This window comes from Leptothoe sp. ISB3NOV94-8A (genome assembly GCF_043421595.1).
In the GTDB taxonomy this organism is placed as follows: Bacteria; Cyanobacteriota; Cyanobacteriia; order Phormidesmidales; family Phormidesmidaceae; genus Leptothoe; species Leptothoe turfae.
In genome coordinates this window covers 107,186-131,075 of the sequence record NZ_JAXSQW010000003.1, presented here as the reverse complement: position 1 = coordinate 131,075, position 23,890 = coordinate 107,186, and the positions used below count along the sequence as shown (strand labels likewise).

Sequence of the window (23,890 nt, the reverse complement as noted above, 5' to 3'; positions counted from 1 at the left end):
CACCCCCGTGCGCTGTCGCAATGTGGCACTGTTTTCGATGACGCCGTTCTGCAATACACCCATTTGCAAAAACTGGGCCAACAATAATTTCACCATCCAGACATCCAGTTCAGCCAGAAGCGGATGCACGGCTGGAACTGCAATGGCGGGTGAGAATTCCGCCAGGGTCGGCAAGCATGACGGCACAACTCTAGGTGCCTGGGCTATGGTCTGATCCAACACCACACCCCGAGGGGGCCTTGAGGCATCGGATTTGATAAAGGCCCATGGGGAGAGGTTGCTACTGATGCACTGTTCTAATACCCCCATGCCCACGTCAGCATTGATCGGCTGTACTCCCTCGGTCTCTTGGAGATGCCGCCTGAGGGTATCCGAGATTCTGGCACCGCCGCCGATGCTCCAAAAGCCCCAGTTGATCACCTTGACAGGGATAGAGCAGATCTGGGAGAGCCCCAGGGCAAAGGCATCTTGGAAGACACAGCCAGCTGCATAGCTGCTCATGCCCCGCACCTTGCCAAAGGAGGCCAGGGACGAGAAGAAAAGGATGACATCCAACGGCGCGTCTGCAAATACCTGGGCAACCCGCACTGTGATATCAACCTTGGCGGAAAGGACGGAGCGGAATTGGGCCTCATCCATGGCCGTTAAACTCTGGTCATAGCTGCCCAGGGCCGAATGGACCACCCCGTGAATCGAGCCGTACTTTTGTTGAACGGCGTTGCGAACCCTCTCCAGGTCACTGACGTTGGCGGCATCCGCCGAGAGATACCAGGGAGCTGCCCCCAGCGCTGCCAGGGCGTCGATTTTGGTTTGAATATCCGGATTCAAGGGCCGCCGTCCCACCCAAATCACCTGGGCCTGCCAATGCTGGATCAGATGTCGAGACAGCACCTCCCCCAGCCCTCCCGCGCCACCAATGATGATGTATGTACCCTGGGTCCGGAACGGTTCTGGGTTGACCGCCAGATCCTGCACCGGTATTAGCGCTTGCTGGAACCACTGGTTTCCCCGGTAGGCCAGGGCTTCCCCTTGAGGGTTGGGGGGGATGGTCCACAGGTCATCCGGCCAGGGCTGGGCGTCTAGATCCAGCAGCCGCACCTGCCATTGGGGAAATTCCTTCGCCATACTGCCGACAAATCCATGGATACCGGCATGAGTGGGATGAATGGGCTCCGTCGGAAGCACGGCCTGGGCCTGGTCAGTAATTACGGTCCAACCCAACGGTTTTTGACCATAGCCCAGGGAAAGCAACGCTTTGACTAACCGAAAAAGTTGAATGACGCCGATGTCCTGGGCCTCAATCACCCGGTCGTCCACTAGCGATAATGGCTCAGTTTCAGGCACAATCCAGAGGATATGAGCCAACCCTGGTAGGCGATCCAAGATGGCAGACCACGGGTCCAAATCGGCGGTATTGGGCAGCTCCAATGGCTGTGCCGACGGATATTCCTGGCGTACGGCCCTCAGCTGATCCGGAGTGCCGCCAATGATGGCAATGGCGGCATTGCCATCGGGAAATCGCTCCACTGCTTTGGGGCAAACCCCATCCCACACCGGGTGCAACGTCCACTCGGTCACCGTCTGGGCATCTAGCTCCTTAGCAACGGTTTTATGAATGGCGGTGTCATGCACGGCGATGTCATGGACAGCTGGCTTCGACCGTTTTAGTTCTGGCAGCCAATAGCGCTCCCTGGCAAAGGGATAGGTGGGCAAACTGACGATACCGGGTTGGGTGGCCTGGTATAGCCGCGTCCAGTCGATGCTCAGACCTTGGGTCCAGAGTTCCAGCAATTTGCTCAGCTTGCCCCGTTGTATCCAGCGGTCAACCGTCTCGCCGAAGTCCTCGTCGTTGCTAATTAAAGCTAGGGGGGTGCGATCGCGCCCCCTACGCCCCTGAAAACAATCGGTCCCCCGGTTCCGCCCCTGCAAAAACCCATCCAGGTTTTCCAAGAGTTCATCCAGGGTCGACACCGCCATCGCTAACCGTTCATCCATAGCGACGCGACCCAGTTGAAGCGTATAAGCAATGTCTTGCAGCCGCCCGTCCAGCGCTGATCGATGGTCCACCAGAAAATCCTTGAGGCGTTTGGCATACACCTGCAACCGCTCCTGGGTTTTCGCCGATAGAACGATGCCCACAGGGCCGACCAGCTGGGGAGTGGCCCTGATTGGGGAGGGGGCATCTGTAGCGGCCAGTCCACCGGGATACTCTTCCACCACCACATGGGCGTTAGACCCACCCGCACCAAAGGATGAAAGGCAAGCGATGCGCGGGACTTCCTGGGTGGCATCGTTGACGACGGGTCGCGGCCAATCTGCCAATGTCTGTTGCAGCTGGAACGGAGTATCGTCAAACTCAATATGGGGATTGAACTCCGCTGCATGCAGACTGGGCACCAGCTGTCGATGGCGCATCTGTAGCAAAATCTTGACCAGACCAGCAATCCCAGCTGCCGCCTCCAGATGGCCCAGGTTGGACTTGACCGAGCCCAGAGCACAGAACCCTGTGGCGCTTGTATCCGCCCGAAATGCTTGGGTCAGTCCCTCCACTTCAATCGGGTCGCCCAGGGAGGTGCCAGTGCCATGGGCCTCCACATAACTGACCGTCCTGGCATCAACCCCGGCTTTATCCAGAGTCCGACGAATCAGGTCCGCTTGGGCCTTGGGATTGGGCACCGTATACCCATTGGTTCTGCCGCCATGGTTGACCCGACTGCCCCGAATGACGGCGTGGATCTGATCGCCATCGGCCACGGCGTTGACCAGGGGCTTCAGTAAAACAACGGCGACACCCTCTCCTGGTACAAAACCGTCGCCCCCGTTCCCAAAGCTACGACAGCGCCCATCTTTTGAGAGCATCTGGAGAGTTGATAATTCAACGTAGTTGGCAGGATGCAGGTACAGGTTTACCCCGCCCGCCAGGGCCATGGCGCAGTCACCCAAGCGTAACCGCTGGCAAGCTTCATGGATAGCAGTCAGCGATGAGGAACACATGGTGTCCACCGGCATGCTGGGGCCTTTGAGATTCAGCAGAAAAGACACCCGATTCGCCACAGACGCAAAAGACGTCCGGGGTTGCAGGGTATCCCCCGTCTGCCACAGTTCCGGTCCGTACAGGTCGTAGCCGGTCTTGGTGATGCCCGCGAACACCCCCACGTTGCGATCGCAGCACTGCGCCAAGCGAGCGGGGGTGTACCCCGCATCTTCCAGGGCCGACCATGACGTTTGCAGAAACAACCGTTCCTGGGGGTCCATTCTCAATGCTTCCTGGGGAGAAAGATTGAAAAAGAGCGGATCGAAGTCGGCAAATCCCTCCAGAAATGCCCCCCATTTGCCATAGCTTTTACCCTGGGCCACCGCCTGCTTTGGGTCTGGCTCATAGAAACCGGCTAAGGGCCAGCGTTCGGATGGAATTTCTGTCACTACATGGGTCCCCGATCTCAACATTGACCAAAACGCATCCAGGGTTTCGGCCTGGGGAAACCGAGCACTCAGCCCGATGATGGCAATCGGCTCCTGGGCGGTGGGACTGGGTTTCCTCCCTGAGCCCCTACTGACCTGCTGCCCCCGAGCCTCAGGGGGGCGGCTGTTATGGCTATCATTACTATCTTGAGCGGGGCTCGGATCCGGTCGCCCAGCCAGCCCCGTGGCCATCGGCTGGGACGACAGTGGGGACGCCAACGACAGCCCCGTCCAATTGGCGCATTCCGCCGGAAAGGTGTCGACAAAATAACTGCATAGGGAGGCCAGGGTGGGATATTCAAAAAATAAGGTTTTAGGGAACTTCTGAAAGACTGGTGCCAGCTTTTGGTTCATCTGGGTGACGATGATCGAGTCCACGCCGAAGTCCTCCATGGACGCCTGGACATCGATCCGGTCTGGATGTAGTTGAATGACCTCGCCAAACAGCTGCACCAGCTGCCCCAGGGTCCGCTGCCAGAGTCTTTCCCGAGCATGGCGGGCGAGATGGGGCAGGCGAGACCGCCGGGATTCGCTCTCACCCACCGGTTCCTGCCTAAGGAATATTCTGCGCAGCCGGGCAGCATCACCGTAGGCGATCATCACCTGGGCTTGATTGGCCGCCAAGGCTCGGTAGCAGGCGTCCATGCCTGCCGCTACGGGCATGGCCATCATGCCTGTGTTTTGTTCCAAAGCATCCGCTGTGGCGACATCCAGCCCCATTCCCCCTTGCTGCCAGAGGGGCCAGCATAGGGCGACGGTTCTCTGGGGCAATTTCCCAGCTAGCTGGGGCAATTGCCTAGCCAGCTCGGCTGACAGCGCCTGACGGCAATGCTCGGCCCAGGCGTTCATAAAGCCATTGGCGGCGGCGTAATCTGCTTGCCCTGGGTTACCCATCACCCCAGACACCGATGAGAATAATAGGAATACCTCCGGGGCCAGGGCGGCAAAGGCCGCTGCTAAATTAACGGTGCCGGATACCTTGGGGGCCAGGACGTCTCTCAGATCGGCTGGATTCTTTTTGAGAATAAAGCTGTCCCGCACCAGACCGGCGGCATGGAGGATGCCATCCAGTCGGCCAAACTGGGTTTGAATATGGTGGGCCAGGCGATCGACGGAGGCGCGATCGCAAACATCGGTCTGGCAATAGTCCAGGCGAGCCCCCCTCACTGCCACATCGGCCTCAAGCTGCCGCAGGCTTTCCCGTTGGCCATCGCTGAGGTCGGAACGTCCTGTGAGAATCAAGGTGACGTCCTGGGCCTGGGTGGCAATCTCTCGGGCAAACAGCAACCCCAGCCCCCCCGCACCCCCGGATATCAAATAGACGCCGTTGTCCCGCCAGGGGGGAGTAACGGCGTCCGTCATGGCCAATTCTTGCCACGTTTGCACCAGACGCTCCCCATGGCCATAGCGGATGTGAGTGTCCCCCGGAGAATGACTGTCCTGTATCAGACGCTCCCCAATCGCCGCCATCCCCTCGGATGGATCCACTTCAATCACCTGACCGTGGAGGTTGGGATTTTCCTGGTATGCAGTTTTTAGCATCCCGCTAAGACCGCTATGCAGCTGCGCTTCCCCCCCGGTTGGCACCACCAATTGAATTAATGTGGTCGCAGACCGGTCCCGGAGTAGGGTGCGGAGCAGATCAAGGAGCTGGGCCGCGTAATCCGCGAATCGCCCATGGATTTGATCAGCCTGGCTCTCCATAAGGTGGCAGGTGATGCCCCTGGCCTGAAACCCAGCCCAAGCGTCAGGGCTACATTCACCCAGATCGCACAGCAGGATGTAATGCTGTGTCCATTGGCCCTGGCTGGCCATCAAGGGCCTGGGCTGCCATTGCGGCACCATCATTAAGGTAGAGGCTGACGGCGTCGGGCTAGGGGAGGTTATATCTCTGTCAAACCAGTAGCGATCGCAATCAAAAGGATAGGTGGGCAGGCTGACTCGACGCCGGGTACCCGGGGCATGCAGACGGTGCCAATCAAATTCCCCACCCCAAACCCAAAGGCTTAGCAGTTTGTCGTACTTGCGGTGCTGTATCCAGGCCGCCACAACATCGCGCAGATCGTCATCACCACTGAAGGCCAGGGCATCACGGTGCCCCCCCATCTGGCCCCGATGCAGCCTATGCTCATCGCTGCCATTACGGACAAACCGTCGTAGCTGATCGATCAGCTCATCCCCGGAAGAGACCACGCAGCCCAGGCGTTCCGCCATCGCTTCGCGCCCGACTTGCAGCGAGAAGGCGGCATCGTGCAACCATTGGGCGTCTATCTCCGGCATTTTTTCCAAATAAGCCAGGAGCTGACGGGCTGAGCGTTGCAAGCCCGCCTCATTTTTTGCCGACAGCACAATCACCGCCGGTTGCCCCGCATCAGCTAACCCAGCAGTCTGGGTACGTTGAACCTGCTGAAACTCCTCTAGCACGACATGGGCATTGGTGCCACCGGCCCCAAAGGACGACACACCGGCCAGCCTTGGATACTGACGCGATTCGCCCTGCAGTGCCAATTCAGGTCTTGGCCAGGGACCGGCCTGGCGCTGGACGTAAAATGGTGTTTTCTCAAAGCTGATATTTGGATTCAACGCTGTCGCATGCAAACTGGGGGCCAGCCGTCCATGTTTGAGCTGCAGGACAACTTTGGTGAGACCGGCGATACCCGCCGCCGCCTCTAGATGACCCAGATTGGATTTGACGGAGCCAATGGCGCAAAAGCCAGTGTCATCTGTGTCCGATTCGAAGGCTAGGGAGAGGCCGGTGATCTCAATCGGGTCGCCCAATTCCGTACCCGTGCCATGGGCTTCGATATAACTCATCGACCGCGCATGGACCCCCGCCTGCGCTAAAGCCACCTGGATCAGATCCCGTTGGGCTAAGGGATTGGGCACCGTGTAGCCATTGGTCTTGCCGCCATGGTTGACGCTGGAGCCCCGAATGACAGCGTGGATGTTGTCCCCATCTGCGATCGCCCGCTGTAGCGGTTTCAGAACCACCGCCCCCACCCCTTCCCCAGGAACAAAGCCGTCGCCGCCCGCCCCGAAGGATTTGCACTTGCCATCCTGGGACAACATGCCACTGGCACACAGTTCGACATAGCTCGACGGATGCAAGAAGAGATTCACGCCCCCGGCGATCACCAGATCACAGGTGCCCCGACGCAAATGCTCACAGGCCTCATGGATTGCCGTCAACGACGATGAGCACATGGTATCGATGGGCATGCTCGGCCCGTGGATATTTAAAAAATAGGAAACTCGATTGGCCGCTGAACTAAAGGAAGTACGGGGTTGGAAGCGACCGCCACGGGCTTGAAAATCAGCACCAAACAGCTCGAACCCCGTGCGCGAGATGCCGACAAAAACCCCAACTCTGCCACCGTACTGGTCTGCCAGCATGGTGCGTGTGTGACCGGCGTCTTCCAGGGCCTCCCAGGTGGCCTGCAAAAACAGCCGTTCCTGGGGGTCCATTTTCATGGCCTCGCTGGGGGGTATACCAAAAAACAACGGATCAAAATCGGCAAAGCCTGGGAGAAAACTGCCCCACTTGCTATAGCTTTTAGTCTGCTTGACCGCCTTTTCCATATCTGCTTCAAAGAAGCCATCCAGGGACCATCGGTCCGCCGGAATTTCTGTGACGCAATGGTGGCCAGCTTCCAGATTTTTCCAGAATGTATCCAGGTTGTCCGCCTGAGCATAGTGACCGCTAATACCGATAATGGCGATTTCGGAGGCCAGAGCCGGACCGCCACTCTGCCCCTCACTCTGACTCTCACTCTGGGGGCGATGGCGTTCAGCAGATACCGTGGTTTCGGTGCCTGCCAGACCTGGGGCAGACACCACCGGCATAACCGCCTGACTAGGGGAACTCTTGGCCCTCAGCACACGTTCCAGAGCTGGCCGTTGATGGTGAATAAAATGGTCAGCCAGGGCGTCAATGGTCTGGGCCTCGAACAACAGGGTACTGCGCACATCTCCAAAATTTGCCCTGAGTTTGGCGTTAACACGATTGATTAAAATCGAGTCGATGCCATAGCTTTCTAACGGTTCTGTAGCTGCGATTTCGTCGACCCGCAGCTTTAGGGTGGCGGCCATCAGCTGTTTGAAGTAAGCGACTGCTTGCGATCGCAAGGACACCTCAGCCCCGACGCCACTGCCATTGCTATTTATCGGCACCGGCGGCTGTTGGTTAGCGGTCTCCGGAATGCTCTGGCGCACCCAGCCGTCACTGGCCGCTAAGATAATCTGTTGTCCCAGACCGTGGGCCCACTGACCGGGGAACACCACCGGATCAAACCCTTCATCAGCCAGTACCCGCCGCCAAGTTTCTGACGCCAGCAGGGGCGACCCAGGGATGCGCAGAGCCTTGTCCTCAGGACGCCACCACCCCTCCAATAAACCAAAGGTGACATGGCCCCACAGGGTTTTATCCTTGACCTCATTGATCAGCAGGATGCCATTGCACCGCATCGCCGTTTTCACGTGGCGTAGGGTGTGACGAATATTTTTCGTAGCATGTAGGATGTTGGTCGCAATCACAAAGTCGTAACGTCCAGGTTCAATCCCCTGGGACTCAGGGGGCGACTCCACATCGAACAAAGCCGTGCGCAGGTATGGATGGCCAGGGGCATACCGTTCCCTGGCATGGAGCAGAAAGAACTGAGAAATATCGGTATACAAATATTCCGCAATCCCATGCTTGAAAGGCTGGAGTTTTTTCAACACCTCTACGGTGGTTCCGCCCGTGCCAGCACCAATTTCGAGAATGCGTACCGTCTGGGTTTCATCTGTCGTCAACCGCGCCCCTAAGATCTGCACCAGGGCGTCTGCCATCAGACCGTTGAACAGATCGGCCACGGCATTCCCCTGGTATAGATGCTCAACCAGGGCCATGGAGGCATCGGGAAAAATTACGTCGGTTGCCCGTTGCCTGCCTGCCAGCATATCGGGCAGGGCGCGCAGGCAGATTTCCGCCAGTTGCCATCGGGCCTGATTGTCCCTACCAGCCTGGGCGCGGGCGTGACGCCACTGGTCCCACAGCTGATGGAGCGGGGGGCGCTCCGCATCGGGCACGGTATAGTGCCCCCCATCTCGGCTGCCCAATAGCCCCCACTGATGGAGCGCGGCCAGGCTCTCCGCCAGCCAGCGATCGTAGGCTGGCTTAAACAACACCCGTGCTTTCAACTCCTCCAGGGTGAACCTCTGTTCCCGGAAGAACCCATAGGCATCGAATATGCCAGCCAGCAATTCGGCAATTCGGCGCTCGATGGTCTCAAATTCTTGAGTTATGTCCAAGCGAAACGAACTCATCTGCTCCATGGGTCTCCATCTGTAACAAAATGTTTCGGATTAACGATGGCGGGAGATCATCGGTTTGGCGAGAGATCAATGCCGCACTAGCAACTCCGTCGATGGCATCGGGCCTGGATGTATTTACCAATGCCATTTGTTCCAACGACCCCTGCATCAGGGTCTGTAAGCCCTGCATGCCCATGGGGGGCTGAATTGGCTCGATACCCAGCTGCTGATAGCGGCGTTTGACCTGAGCCGACACTCGCTCGCCCGAACCCACCCCCCAGTAGCCCCAATTGACCACCTTCACCGCATGGGGTAGCTCAGTGTTTAAGGCTCGCGCGTAAGCATCCATAAACACACATCCCGACGCATATCCCCCATAACCGCCTGCCTTGGCAAACGATGCCATGGAGGAAAAGAACAAAATAAAATCTAAGGATTGATGGCGAACGGCCTCGGCGATCCGCACGCTGATATTGATCCGGCTCGCCAACACCCGGCGAAATCGCTCTGGGGTCATATCGGCCAGGGCCAGATCAAACACATCCATGGCGGCATGGACGATGCCGTGAATCCTGCCGTAGCGCTGGCGAATTCGTTGGAGCACCCCCTCCAGAACACCGGGCTCAGCCGCATCCGCCTGGAAGTAAGCGGGTTTTAAACCATCTTTGGCGAGGGCGTTCAGCTGTTGTTCCAGGGCCGCCGCGGGTCGTCGACCAAGCCAGATCACCTGGGCCTGATAATGCTCCTGCATCCAGCGAGTCCACACCTGGCCCAATCCGCCGCCGCCACCGACCACAACATAGACACCCCCACGCCGATAGCCATTGCCGTCTGCATCCAGCCCCCTGATTGGTAACAGCACCGACTTAAACCACGTCCCATCCCGATAGGCCAGCGGGGTGCCCAGGGCGTCCAAGGTCGGTGGGGTCGGTGGGAAAATGTCCTGAACCGGCCAGGCTGCTGGCAGGTCCAGGGCCTGAATCTGCCACTGGGGGTATTCCTGGGCCAGGGTGCCAGCCAAGCCATGGACACCGGCATGGGCGGGTTGAATGCGATCGCTACGGTAGACGGCCTGGGTCTGGGTGGTGATCACCGTCAACCGTAGGGACCGATCGCCATAGCCCAACAGCAGCAACCCTTTGACCAAATTAAACAGTTGAAAAAGCCCTGTTTCCTGGGCCTCAATCATGGATTGCCCCAGCTCCCGCCCCAAGTCAGAGGACGGCGCAATCCAAACCAGATGCTCCACATCACCCTGCTGCCGGATGCTATCCGCCACCACGGCAGGACTGGCCGCCACCGGTAGGGTCAAAACGGTTGCCGCCGCCTGCTTACGGATGGCAGCGATCTGCTCCGGTGTGCCGCCGACAATGAGGGGGGAGGTGGTCGTAATGCGGCGCGATCCGGACGCATTTGGCACCGGGAGAGCCTCCCAACCAGGATAAAAAGCCTGTAAATTCCCATCATGGGGCGCTACTGGCGGCGTTGGCTCCATCGCAAGGGGCAGATGCCCGTTCTGGGGCATGACACCAACCCAACAACGGTCGCGGGCAAAGGGATAGGTGGGCAGGCTGACCCGAACCGGATGGATGTCACCGTAACATTGCTGCCAATCGACGGTCCCCCCATTCACCCAATGCGCCAACAAGCGGCTGTAGTCACCGGACTGTCTGCATTGTTCCACCAGTGGCTGGCTGGCATCTGGGCCAGGCACATCAGGGTAAGTCTGGCCGTTTACTTCGCCGCAGAACAGCCCCCCCGGATCACCGGCACCCTGGAGGTAATGCCGCAGTTTATGCCGCATCATCTGGAAGGATTCGGCCACAAACGCCAATCGGCTTGCCATCGCCGTGCGCCCCACCTGCAGCGAGTAGGCCACTCCATGCAGGCTAGGGGCGGCCCTCCCTGACGCAACAGCAGATCGATCAACCCATGCCAGCAGGTTTTGGACCAGGTCCCGCAGGCGATCGCCATTGCGAGCCGACAGCACAATCATCGGGGTAGGCCAGGCGACCCTCGGGGACGATGGCCGAACAGTGCCATCGTATGCTTCGAGAATCACATGGGCATTCACACCGCCAATGCCAAACGAACTCACCCCTGCTCTGCGAGGCAACTCCTTGCCCTGCGGGTCCCGTAGAGCCACCCATGGCTGATTTTCCTGGACCACATAGAAAGGACTGTCCTGCAGTCGAATATAAGGATTTAGCCGTTCAGCATGGAGACTCTTTACCAGGGTGCGATGTTTGAATTGCAGCAGCACTTTGAGCACGCTGGCGACACCGGCGGCCAATTCCGTATGACCAATATTGGACTTGACGGAGCCCAAACCACAGCCCTGACGCCCCACATCCAGCCCATCTGCAAGCAACGGATAGGTTTCACGTAATTCGTTAAATGCCGTGATCAGACCGTTGATCTCCACGGGGTCCCCCAGCTTTGTGCCGGTGCCATGGGTTTCGATATAGCTGACGGTGCTTGGATCGATGCCTGCTCGGGTGTAGGTGGTTTTTAGTAAGTCAGCCTGGGACCTGGGATTGGGCGAGGTCAGCGAACCGGCTCGACCGCCGTGATTTTCAGCGGAGCCGCGAATCACCCCATAGATATGATCGCCATCGTTCTCGGCAGCTGACAGGGGTTTGAGCAACAGCATGCCGACACCTTCGCTGCGAACATAGCCATTGGCTTGCTCTGAAAAGGGTTTGCATCGACCGTCCACAGCCAGGGCTCCGGCCTTGTTCATGCTGATGTGCACGTCCGGTGTCACCAGCGTATTCACGCCGCCCACCACGGCCATCTCGCAGTGACCGTTTTGAATCGCCGTCACGCCATGGTGCACTGCCACCAGGGAAGACGAACAGGCGGTTTCGATCGGTTCGCTGGGACCATGTAAGTTGAGGTAATGGCTGATGCGGTTGGGTCCAACCGACGGCAGGTTACCAATGGCGGTATGGCCTTCGATCGGCATTCCTGTCTTTTCGACCAGGGTGTGGTAACCACTGCTGGCGGTGCCGACAAAGATACCAGTAGCACTGCCCGACAAAGATTCAGCGGCATAGCCAGCATCCTCGAACACTTTCCAAACGTGGGTCATCAACAGCCGCTGTTGGGGGTCCATCAACTCCGCTTCTCCCCGAGAAATGCCAAAAAAGAGCGGGTCAAACTCGTCTACGCCAGCAATAAAGCCGCCCCATTTGATATTGGTTTTGTTGTCCTCATGATCCGGATCGCCGTACCAGGCAGCCCAATCCCATCTTGATTTGGGAATTTCTGTGATGCAGTCCTGGCCTGTGTTTAAGTTATGCCAGAAGGCCTCTAGATCAGGGGCCATGGGAAAGCTGCCCGATATACCGATAATGGCGATGGGCTCAGCCGGAGCAACAAAATCCTGCCTGACCGTAGCAGAGCACTGCGGTTGAGCCTGAGCCCCATTGGCCTGAGCCCCATTGGCCTGAACCCCATTGGCCTGAGTATTGTTGACCTGAGTACTGTTGGCCTGAGTATTGTTGACCTGAGTATTATTGGCCTGAGTATTATTGCCCTGATCGCCGTTAGAACGGCTTTGGATTAAGCTGGCCAGGGCATGCCGATAGTCAGAGGCGATATAGTCGGCAATGCGGGCAATGGTCAGGCGCTCAAAAAAGACTGCTGGCGTCAGATCGAGTCCCAGTCGAGTATTCAAACGAACTGCCAGTTCGATCAACAGGGTGGAATCGAACCCATAAACATTTAGGTGAGCCGATGGATCGAGATCTCCGGTGGGGATTTTGAGCAAATCGGAAACGATCTGGGTCAAAATCGTTTCCACCTGTGGGCGGATCTGACTCGCCTCCGGGTTGGGCGCACCGCTGGTCAGGTCGAGACCTTGCCCATCACCCCGTTCAGCCATCTGAAGGCTGGTTCTCATCGCGTCTGGATCACCACACATCACCAATAGACGCGGTTGTTCCGCTGCCAATGCCTGGGATAGCGCCTGTAGTCCCCAAGGGGTGGGCATCGGCGTTAATCCATAACGCTGTTTAAATGCGGCCTGGACCGCCCCATGGGTTTGAATACCGCCATCTTTCCACAGGGGCCAACCGATGGCCACCGTTCGGCCCGTCCTCTGGCCCTTGATCACAAGTTGGGAGCGGTACTCGGCAAAGACATCCTGAAAGGCATTGGCGGTGGCGTAGTCCACCTGCCCCGGATTACCCAGCACCGCCGCATTGGAAGAGCACAGGAGAAAAATATCCAGGTCAAGGTGACGTGAGGCCTGATCCAGATAAAAGGTGCCTGTCAGCTTCGGGGCCAACACCGCTGCAAAGTCCTCGACTTTCTTTTCGCGAATGATCTGGTCACGGGTTATACCGGCACAATGGAGGATGCCATCAAGGCCTCCATAGGCATGCTGAACGGATTGAATCAGGGTGTCGGTGTCGGCTCGGTCGGCGATATTGGCTTGCCTGTATTCGACCTGGACACCGAGCGATCGCACTCGTTCAATCACCGCAAGTTTGTCACCATCCAGTGGCGAACGCCCCACCAGGATCAAAGTGGCACTGCGGGTGTTACGGGCAATTTCCTCCGCAAAAATGCTCCCCAAACCACCGCCACCGCCCACAATCAAGTAAACGCCGTTCTGCCTCCAATCAAAGGATTTTTCAGTGGAGGCTGGTACGGTTTCCTGCCAGGATCTGATGTAGCGATCATGGCCGTGATAACGAATATGTAGATCGTCAGGATGGCAGGCGCAGTCATTCACCCTGGCGACCGTCTCCGAGAATAATGCCTGCCCATCCAGTTCAATCAGTTGCGGTACCAGCCATTTATATTCCGCCCGCGCCGTCTTCAACATGCCGATCAGGCCACCATGCAGACAGATTCCCCCATGATGGGGAACCACCACTTGCAAAAGAAGTTTCTCAGGCGAATTCAAGCCTTGGATAAGTTTTTGGATGAGTTTAAAGACCTGGAGAGCGGCATGGCCTAGCTGTGCTTCCAGGGTCCCCTGATCTGAGGCAAGAACTGGGGAAGGGATGTGATGGACCATCACCCCCTCCAAACGAGCCGCACACTCTCTGCCAAGGCTCTGGTCAAGACCACAGAACAAAACATGACGTTCATGAAACGATGGCGGTTCTGATAATCCATGGTCCGCAACGGGATGCGCAGTCCAACCGGGTTCGAAGATCAAAAGTGAAGACAACGATGAGGGTGGCGATGCAGCTAGCGGCGGCGGCAGATTTACCGATTTTGACCCGGCGTCGGACGAGAGCAGACGGGCCTTATGCATCCAATATCGTTGTCGGGCGAATGGATAGGTGGGCAAGGACACCCGGCGCGGCTGACCCTGGTCATAGAACAGGTGCCAGTCAACATCCAGCCCCCTCACCCAAAGGCTCAGAATATGGGAGAACTTGCGCTTTCTGGCCCAGGCCCTGAGCATCTCAGCGGCATCCCCGTCAGTATTGAGGCACCCGAGGACCTCCTGGCCGTGCTTGGCATGGCCACGCGCCCGTTCGTTGGTTTCACCAGCCAGATAAGAGCGCAGTGCTTGCATCAGTTCGTCAAGGGATGACACCACCCAGCCAACCCGCTCATCCATGGCCTGCCGACCGGTTTGCAGGGTGTAAGCAATACTCAGCAGATCGGGGACAACGGTGTCCGGGCAGTCCAGTTGCTGTTCCAAATAGGTCAGTAGATTTTGGCCAGACACCTGCAACTGTTCCTCAGTGCGGGCGGAAAGAACGACCATGGCAGGCGACTCCAGCCGCTCTTGACTGACACCAAGGTCTCCGGTCAGGGCTCCATATTCCTCAATCACCAGATGGGCATTGGTGCCACTAAACCCAAAGGAATTGATCGCCGCACAGCGCGTTTGCCCTGGGGGCGCAACCCATGCTTGCCCAGCACTGTTCACATAAAACGGTGAACCCTCCAGATCAATTTGGTCATTGAGGGTTTCAAAATGAAGGGTGGGCGGAATATGTCGATGCCGGATCGCCTGCAGAATTTTAATCACTCCCGCCACTCCCGCCGCCATCAGGGAATGGCCGATATTGCTCTTAACCGCCCCCAGGGCACAATACCCACGCCTGTCTGTGTACTGCCGAAACGACTGCTTTAACCCCTCTACCTCAATGGGATCACCCAGTTTGGTGCCAGTACCGTGGGCCTCCACATATTGAATGGTGGCCGGATCAATGTTGAACCGATCGTAAACCTGTCGCTGTAGCCGGGTTTGGGAATCTCCATTGGGGGCAGTAATGCCGTTAGTACGACCATCCTGATTCACGCCCCAGCCGCGAATCACCCCCAGGATCCGGTCACCGTCCCGTTCTGCGTCCTCCAGCCGCTTCATTAACAAAACGCCTACGCCTTCCCCAGGCACAAAACCATTGGCGCGCTGGTCAAAGGTGTGGCAGCGCCCGTTGGCGGACAGCATGCCAGCATTGCCCGTCATCAGATGCATGGCCGGTCCCGCCAGCACGGTCACCCCGCCCGCCAGGGTCATGTCACTGTTACCAGCCACCAAACTATCGCAGGCCATGGCCATGGCCACCAGGGAGGAGGAGCAAGCCGTATCTAAAGCCAGGCAGGGTCCATGCAGATTCAACGTGTAGGCAATGCGGGCGGGCAAAATAGATGCGGCTCCCCCCATTAAGGCCTGGGCATTTAACCCGTCTGCCTCCAGGGACAGGCCGTAATCCCCGGCACCACACCCCGCAAACACGCCACACTTTTTGCCGGACAAGGAGGATGGGTCGTACCCTGCATCCTCAATACAGGCCCAACTGGCTTCTAGAAATAGCCGTTGTTGCGGGTCCATGAGTTCCGCTTCACGGGGAGAAATGTTGAAAAACAACGGATCGAACTTATCAACATCCTCCAATACCCCCATCCACTTATGGGGGGGGTGGTTCGGAGCATGGTCGCGACTGTTATAAAAGTCTGCTGGGGACCATCGCTCCTGAGGAATCTCGGTAACGCAGTCTAGGCCCTGGGCGATGTTCTGCCAAAAGGCATTGAGGTCAGGGGCCTTGGGAAATTGCCCGGCCATGCCGATGATGGCGATGCCTGCCCTTGGCTGAGGGGTGACTACAGGGGGTTTGGGCGGTGGTTTGGGCAGGGGGTCAGGGGCCTGAGTCGTGACTGGTGTTTCGGCCTGCGGCAGCAATGGAGCCTGCGGCGTCTCAGGCGACGGGGCCTGGGTGATCCGGGCCATAAATTCCGCAAACTGGCGCAGGGTGGGGTGACTATAGATCTCGACCGCCGTTATTTTGACCCCATAGCGCTGGTTGATCTTGCGCACCCAGGTAACACCGCTAATGGAATCCAGCCCCATATCCACAAATGGTGTTTCAGGGTTCACTCGCTCGGGCTTGATCAACAGTTCCTCAGCCAGGGTGATCTGCAAAGTTTTGAGAATGGCATTCACGACGTCTGAATCTGCTGCCGTAGCCACCGGCGTAATTATTACCGGCAGCGGTGCTTCGGCTGGCGGCGCTGGTTCTCCACCGTCCTGGTCAACGGTCCTGGCCAGGACCAGATCGGCAAATTTGTTCAGCGTAAAGTGGTTATACACCTCGGCTGCCAGCAGGCTAAGACCGTAATGTTGATTGACCCGGCGGACCCAGGTCACCCCGGTGATGGAATCCAGACCCAGATCGACAAATGCCCCATGGCTATCCACCCGTTCCAACTTGAGTTGCAATTCATCGGCGAGGGTACGGCGCAGAAACTCGAGGACCTGGTCACGGCGATGGTGGGTAGATGCCGCTGATGACACCGCTGTTTTCTCTGCGCTGGGTGCCACCGCCATGCCCGAGTTGTAGTATTTGCGAATCCGCTCCTGCACTTCTTGATTGCCGACAAAGGTTTTGTCGTGCATGGCCAATTCCTGGGCATAGTTCGGCTCCAGCAGGGTGCGCAGCAGACGGGACCGTTCGGCCTTACGCCTGACTAGCTCATGTCGGGATTGTCGCGCCAGTTCACCGGCCCGTTGTAGGGCCTGCCCAAGCACCTGAGCCCGTGGCAGGACGACATCCATGTTAATTCCCCGAGACCGCAGCTCGTGGCCCTTATATTCCCTAGCTGTGAACAGAATCTCCCGACCTAAATCCCAGCCAAACCGGTCCGGAAAAATCAACGTGGCCCCCGCTCCTGGCGTGAATCCGTACTGCATGTAGGGGCTGAAATAAAGGCTCTCTTCACTGAAGATGGCCTGATCGCAAAACATGCCCAGCGCCCACCCAGGACCGATGCCATGGCCCTGCATGGCCGCGATTACCGGAATCTCGCACTCCAGGGGAAGACTAAAAATTTTGTCGTCGGTGAACCGGGCGGTCCCCCCCTGGATCGATAACAGGGTTTCTTGGGTGCCACCGCAGGCAAAGTAGCTGTCGTATCCGGTTAACACCAGCACCTTGTAACGCGGATTGTCGCGTACCAGGGCAAAGACTTCATTGATACCGGCGATAAAGGCTTTGGAAAACGTATTGCGGCTGTTGCGATCGCACAAAGTCACCAACAGGACGCCCCCTCCATAGGCCTCGGCACGGACAACGTCAGATTGCAACAACAATGGTGCCGATCTGCCCAGATCCTCCAGCAGAATTGAATTTGCCCCAGCAATTCCGCCAACGGCTGCCTGGGGCACCGCCGCCCGAGAGATTAACATTTGAGCCAGATGCCGTCTCAATTGCACCAAAGATTCCTTAGGTGCCTGGGCCAGTTCCGATGCCAGGCTGGCGGCATGGGCGTTGACGCGATCTGCCGAAACCACTGGCAACAGCAGGCCCATCGCTTTCAATTGGATGCCCGTGAACGAGCGCTGGTCGCTCCAGAGCCCATCCCCTTTGGGGCCAAATCGCTCCTGCAAGAAAGCCTGCTCTCGCTGAGACAGTCGCCACTCCCCAGGGGGTTGAAACTGAAATTCAGCCCCCTCTGCGCACACCATAAAATCGCACAGGCTCACCAATAGACAACCGGCTCCGCGACAACGACCTTTAACAGCGGCAATGATTGGCAGCTCGAACTCCGTAAGCAGCTGGAATAAATCTGGTCCCCTCCGGTCCTTCGGCCCAGCGAACCCCGAGTCTGCCGACAGAATTACGACCCTGGCATCGGTCTGGGAAGCAACCATTTCGAGACTTTGGGCCAAACTGGCCCACGATGGCGTCGCATCACCCACCACGATGCGATAGACGCCATCGCCGTCCTGGTGCCATGGGAAGAACCCACGGGAATGGACCTCAGCAGATGAGGAGAGCTGCGCCTCTCGCGGTTGTGCAAAGCTCTCCAACGGCGTCAGTCGATGCTGACCCATGGTGGTCGCAGCGGGTTGAAAACGAGATGCGGTCGGTAGCTCCAGCGAAATCCCATGGGATGGCACCTGGCCATGGTTTAAAGAAGACTTTTCAGAGGTCTGTTCTTGCCCCTGGTGAGACGTTTCAGGTAACCAGTAACGATCCTTTTCAAACGGATACCCCGGCAGCCCATGGAGCCGCCGCCGCCGCCCTGCTACATGTAAAGCACTCCAGTCTATAACGGACCCACCCACCCAGGCTGCAGCAATTTCATCAAATTGTTGTCTGCCAAACCATTCCCGAATCGTTGTCTCACCTGGTGTTTGGTCTGAATGTTGTCCCCCTTGCATCACCCCAACAAAACAGCCCGGAGTCGCCGGATTGCGCAAAAAGTCTGCTATGCGCTGCCGTAATTCCCCATGATCGTCAGCCACAATGGCCAGTCGATGGGCCATCGATTCCCGGCCAGTTTGTAGGGTAAAGGCCAAATCTTGAAACTGATCGGGGTTGAGAGTCTGGCCATCAGATAAATAATCTCGCCAGGACTCCATCAAAGTTTGCAACCGTTCAGCACTTTTTGCCGAGAACACAAAGAGCGCCGCCGCCTCAACCGTCGTCGGTTGAGGCGGCACTGACAGTTCTGCCACCGGACCCTCCACAACCATATGCACATTGGTCCCGCTGAACCCAAACGAACTCAGCACACCGATACGACGACCTTGGGCATTGGGTTCCCAGTCCCGTAATTGGGTATTTACAAAGAAGGGGCTTTGGTCGAAAGCAATGTGCTGGTTCGGCTTCGAAAAGTTGATACTGGGTGGAATCTGACCATGGTGAATGGACAGCAGCAGCTTAATTAACCCGCAGACACCAGAGGCATGGACACAGTGACCGATGTTGCTTTTCACTGAACCAATGGCACAGCACTGTTGTTGATCGGTGAACTGCCGAAAGGCATCGGTTAATGCTTTGATCTCCACCGGATCCCCCAGTTTGGTACCAGTGCCGTGGGCTTCCACATAGCCAATGTCCGCAGGGTCAATCCCTAGCTTCCGATACACCGTTTGGATCAATTGGGTCTGAGACAAACTGCTGGGGGCTGTAATGCCGTTGGTGCGACCGTCCTGGTTCATGCCCGAACCCTTAACCACACCATAGACATGGTCGCCATCCCGAATGGCATCCGCCAGCCGTTTCAACACCACCACCCCAGCCGACTCGCCAGGGACAAAACCATCGGCCCCATCATCAAAAACCTTACATTTCCCATCCACGGAAAGCATCCCGGCCTTGCTGCACAGAATGTGAAAGTCAGGCATCACATGGATAGAAACACCGCCTGCCAACGCTAGCGACACGTCGCCTTTACGCAAACTGTCACAGGCTAAGTGAACAGCGGTGAGCGATGAGGATGACGCCGTGTCCACGGTCAAAGCCGGCCCCTTGAGATTCATAAAATAGGCGATTCGCGCCGCCAGAATAGAGGCGTCATTGCCCATAAAAGCAGACGCATCCAGAGGTAATCCTGCCTTTCTCAGGTAGGCCTGATAATCACCCGCATCGGCACCGACAAAGACGCCCCAATTGCTGCTGCCCTCAAGACTCCGAACCGCATATCCGGCATCCTCTAGAGCATGCCAGCTTTCCTCTAGAAACACCCGCTGCTGGGGGTCCATTTGCCGCGCTTCGCGGCCCGAAATGCCAAAAAATGTGGCATCGAAGCAGTCAATCTCTTCTAGAAAACCGCCGTACCTGCCGTAGGTCTTATCAGACTTGGTCGGATCTGGATCGTAGTAGTCATTAATATCCCAGCGAGTGGTGGGAACCTCGGTGATACAAGTTTCACCGTTACGCAGCATCTGCCAGAAAGCACGAACGTCTCGCCCCCCCGGGAAGCGTCCGGCCATGCCAATGACGGCAATTGACTGGGTGTCCTGTTTGTCCGCTGAACTCTCTCTTTGGTGACCTCCAGAATCCATCGATGCCCCCGATGGGGAAACAGTTAGGGGCTTAGTGGGCTCAGCCTTGGCTGACTCAGCCGCTCGCAAACGTTCAACCACCTCGGGGTAATCGTGATAAATGTAGGCGCTCAAATCCCTGACACAGACATAGTCGAACAGCGTCGTAGGAGGCAGCACAATCTCAAAGGTTTGATTGAGCGTCACCACCAACTTGATGTTGGCCATGGAGTCAACACCGTATTCGGAAAATGGCTTGACGCGGTCAATGGCGACGGCTGGTGAGTCTAAACAACTCCTCACGCTCGCTGTCACCATGTCCTCAATGCGCTGCAAAGCTGCATCGGTATCGCCGCCGCCGGGTTTAATGTTGGGGATAATGGGGTTGGGAGTAACGGGCAAACTCTCATCAGGTTCAAGGAAGCCGCCATGCTCCGCCAGACGCTGCATAAAGGCCGCAGGTGATGCCCCCGTGGCAGGCATCACCGCCGTGACGGATGCCTCCATATCGTCCGGGACCTGCTCGGGCGGGACAAACTGCAAACGAGACAATTCGGAGGCAGAAAACGAGAAGACTTCAACATTGTTCTCTGAGCGCCGCAGGGGATTGCCCAGTTCTTGCAAAAACTGTTCAGCAGGGTGATTCTTGGGCGTTCGGATAAAGGCCACTTCCACAGTCCCAAGGTCCCGTTTTTCTGCCTCCCTACCCAGGGCTGCCATCATGGCATATTCCACGCCCCTGCCTAGCACACGACAGCTCAATAGAAAGGCATCGATTTTAAGACAATCTGCGATCGCACGAAAAACCATCAGGCCACACAGGCCATAGTCACCAAACCGATCCGCAACCTTAACGGCCAAACTCCCCACCGTGCTTTCTTCACTCAGCTGGCGGAGTTCTGTGGCGGAGTAGTGACGCTTGGCAAAATTGAACTGATTGGTTCTCTGGGTCAACTGTGCCATGCGGGCCAAGTCGTCAGGGCACGGCTCCGTTATGCGAATGTCCAGTTCAAGACTCTCAATGAATTCCGCGAAACTGGACACCTGCCGACGAAAGTCTTCGCGCCTTGCCTGTTGTTTGTAAAGTTCTGTCCTATGGCCGTCTTCTATGGTTTTGCGGGCATGATCAAAGGCCCAGACGTGATTAAGAAATGAAGGAATGTCCTTTTCAGCAGCGGGGCATTGCAGCGTCAACACCTGGGGACAATGGGCTCGCACCTCAGCACATTCGATCGGACTGTCATCGAGAAAAACAAAGCTCTCCAGCCCCAGACCCAGGGACTCGGACAGACTCTTCAGGTTGTCGGATTTGGGTTGCCAGTTGATGCGACAGGCAACAAAATCATCCCATTTCAGGCGCATATCGTCCCGTGTTTCAAAAACACGGCGGACATCCGCCAAATCATTCTTACTGACCAGGCACAGCAGCATACCCTGCTGCTTTTGGGCCAACATAAACGTTTGTAATATTTGAAAATCGTTGTTAACAACAATATCTGAGGCACCCGTTTCACCGACGATTCCCGACCAGAGAGTGTTGTCACAATCGAGGGCAATTACCTTGTACGGTTCGCGCTGTCTACAATGAAGACGACGGACTATGTTCGAGGCCAGTCCAGTGAAGAACCGAGGGGTGTAGGGAATGTGCCCCATAGCATCGCGCACAGGATCGTGGTAATCTCCCCAGTCATAAACCGACGCCTGGTCAGTCATCGATATCACATCAATCCCATCCTCGTGGGACAATGTCTCCCGTAGCCAGGCCTCCGTTGTTTGCAGAAACTCGTTGGATAGCGTTGCTAAGGCCTTGACTGACGGCGGACATACCACCACCAGATGGGGCAACGACCGGCTGGCAGCAGCTCGCTTGAGCAGAGACACCCAATCTTCGAGATTTCTCTGGATGCCTATTTCTAGCGCCGATCGTCTGGCGAACATAGCTGACCGGGTACGTTTTCCATAGATATTACAGAGCAGGGACCCTTTCAACAGATCTTCTTCGACAGTTGAAATCTCGAAACCTTTTTCACGCAAGAGAGCCGTAACCCGCTGTGACAATTTCCAGTTCTCTTGGTCGTGAACCTCAACTACAATCTGCCGGATCTTTGGCCAATCATCAGGTGCAATGCTGCTGAGAATATCCCATTCACATTTTTCAGCATCGATCTTCAGCAGGCCAATTTCCTCGATCTGATATTCTGTGATCAGACTCGACAGCGATCTCAACTGACATTGATACGTCTCTTTCTGAAGCCTGGCATCGACCATACCGTCGAGGTGCTCTCCCAGGGTCTCCATGTCCGTCGCCTCGAACCGTTGGGAATACTCATTGATAATTGCCTGACGCAGAGCATGGCCATCTTCTTGATCGTCGGCGTGAAATCCTGAAAACACCGATGATTTTGGATAAAACACAAACGGCGCTTCTCGATCGTCATCCGCAACGCCAACAGGCAGAGCTGTGGCCCCAGGTGCATGCAGGAATAAATTTTGTTCGAGAATTTGGAAACAGATAGGCGAAGGTTCACAGGCAAAAATACGAGCACCCTTACAATGTTGGGCAACAAACATCGAAAACATACCGATGTTGGCACCAATATCGAAAACCACATCACCTTCCTCCAGAACAATCCCGTTCTTCAGATAGGTTTGTTCAACAAAGATCTCGTGGTATAGATACCGAGTTTCGTATGGATTCAGATTGGCAATCGTCATCCCATTGGGGAGTTGATAGCATTCATCACCAGTTGGCAATGAATTGTTATCTCCAGCATCGGGAGAGACACCAGCCTCTGAAACACTGGCTTGAAAGTCTTCAAGTCGAATTACTAGAAAATTGGCACCGGAACGATTTTGGGAGAGCAAACTGCGGGGATTCAGAAACTCTTGATAAATCTGGTTGTACGGAGCGAACTCCACCCGTGTATCCCAGTCTAATTGTCGACTCAGATCCATCAGCGGCGCTTCGAGCGGTTCTGCCGTGAAGGTGGATGCTACAGCCCAAAGGCGAGATGCGATCGCCATCTCACCATTTTGCTCATTATCACTTTGATGGTGGCTGCCCCCTGCCTTACCAGTTTTCTGAGGGGAAAATGCCCGGATACAAAGATCTTGCATTTCACCTAAAAGTTTGCCACCCTCACTCACTAACTGGACGTCAAAGGAAAAATGACTGTCGTTATGGCCTTCTGTTTTAAGCGTTGCCAGACAAAAACACTGGTTGCCAGGAGCCTCGTGAACCAATATTTCTCCGAGGGAAAATGGGACACACACCGCTACAGTGGGATGTATCTGACGCACCAAAAGCAGGACGCACTGAATCGCCGCATCCAGAAGACCGGGAAAACAATCAGGGTGACCCACTACAGCTGTGGGACGCACCAGATGACCCACAGCAGCACATTCACTAAAATAAAAGGATTCAATGCAGCGAAACGGTTCTCCATAGGCAATGCCATTGTCTTCAAATGTTTGGTAAACGGCGCTTGCGTCCAACTGGTTGGGGAGTTCACCCACTAAAGCCTCCACGTCAATCGTCTCAGACGTCTGGATTTCAATCGACTCCCTAACACCTAGAGAACCTGAGGCATGGGTGATTAATTGTTGCTCTCCACCAGACAAGATGCGATAGTCAAACCCCTGCGGAGTCCTATCAAGCTCAAGTTCAACGGCAAGCTCACGTTGATAGACACTCAAAGGAGCAAGCCAAAACGCATTACTAACCTTCCATGGAAACATCCCTAATTGACCGGGATCTAAAACATGGGACATCGACTCAAAGATCATATCGAAATAACCCACCGCCGGTAAAATTGGACGGGTTAACACGACATGATTCATCAGCAAAGGATGGTCGGATTTTAGAACAGCTATTTTTTTATCCCGCAT

At 56.5% G+C, this 23,890-nt stretch carries 2 protein-coding genes (1 of these 2 only partly in view); both read right to left on the bottom strand.

Annotated features, from left to right (window positions below; all coding sequences use genetic code 11):
• Window positions 1–8,766 carry the beginning of an SDR family NAD(P)-dependent oxidoreductase gene (locus SPB21_RS32900; RefSeq protein WP_499869259.1) on the bottom strand. 12,807 nt of this gene lie to the left of the window's left edge, so the window shows 8,766 of its 21,573 coding nt (coding positions 1–8,766); the start codon lies at window positions 8,764–8,766; its stop codon lies off the left edge, out of view.
• Complete coding sequence (locus SPB21_RS32895) at window positions 8,729–23,890, bottom strand: SDR family NAD(P)-dependent oxidoreductase (protein ID WP_499869258.1); 15,162 nt, start codon at window positions 23,888–23,890, stop codon at window positions 8,729–8,731. The genes SPB21_RS32900 and SPB21_RS32895 overlap by 38 nt, the downstream gene beginning before the upstream one ends.